Source organism: Treponema sp. R6D11, from assembly GCF_054786075.1.
Genome location: NZ_BDHD01000501.1, coordinates 1 through 796, shown reverse-complemented (window position 1 = coordinate 796; position 796 = coordinate 1). Strand labels below are relative to the sequence as shown.

Sequence of the window (796 nt, the reverse complement as noted above, 5' to 3'; positions counted from 1 at the left end):
GTGTCTTGTTGGACTTTGGGGGCTTCATTCCATTTTGCTTTAAGCGTGATGTCGGCGGTTACGGCTGTATCAAAATTCCATTCGTTATTGTTCGCCACATTAAACCAATATCCGAAGTTGTAACCGTTTTTTGTCGGGTCGGGTGTCGGTTTGCTTGCCTTACTGCCTTCCGTTACCGTTTGCGTGGTGTTTGTACTTCCATTGTCTGCGTCAAATGTTACGGTAAATGTTTTTGTGGTGGTGTCATCGCTTCCGCAAGCGAAAAGTGCTAGTGCTACAATGGCTATCAGTGCCATTCCGATCAGTTTGATTGTCGTTTTCATGTTAATACTCCTTTTACTTTGCCCGGTGTCAGCTATCTTTTTTTGACGCTTTTAACTTTATAATCTACAATCTTTCCACCTTTTGGAGGCGACCATTGATCTGTATCGTTTGAAAAACCTTTTCTTCCCAGATAAAAATCTTTGTGTTCAAATCTTGTAAAATCTCCGTCAGTGTACTCTATGGAAATAGATACCGTTACAGGGACATCATTGTAGTTCCTTACCTCAATGAAAGTACCCATTACTTTAACAGTGATGTTATCAGAGAGATCGGCAAATAACGCCATTGCCCCTAACAAAAACAGAATTAACGAAATCACCATTTTTTTCTTTGCGTTCATAATCTTTTCCCCTTGCGGTCTTTCCCGCCGTTTTATTTATAAAAAGCAGGTAATGTTCCGTGCGGAATATCCCTGCATTTTTCCAATATATGAGTGTAAAAATGTGTTTAAATTGCTGTTTAGAGAGAGAAA

3 protein-coding genes are annotated in these 796 nt (G+C 39.8%); 1 reads left to right on the top strand and 2 read right to left on the bottom strand.

The genetic code is table 11. From position 1 onward, the window contains the following. On the bottom strand, positions 1-323 hold a 323-nt coding region (locus ACYVTD_RS14275), incomplete at its 3' end, for an InlB B-repeat-containing protein (protein WP_461248388.1). 32 nt (positions 324-355) lie between these two features. Further along, a complete protein-coding gene (locus ACYVTD_RS14270; RefSeq protein WP_461248387.1) occupies positions 356-565 on the bottom strand; it encodes a hypothetical protein in 210 nt (69 codons plus the stop codon). Positions 566-575: 10 nt separating this feature from the next. Between ACYVTD_RS14270 and ACYVTD_RS14265 the strand changes: the two genes are divergently transcribed. Beyond that, on the top strand, positions 576-796 hold a 221-nt coding region (locus ACYVTD_RS14265), incomplete at its 3' end, for a hypothetical protein (protein WP_461248386.1).

What these genes read in the sequence shown, in the direction of transcription:
- ACYVTD_RS14270 (WP_461248387.1), bottom strand. Translation starts at nt 565, where the DNA reads ATGGGTACTTTCATTGAGGTAAGGAACTACAATGATGTCCCTGTAACG.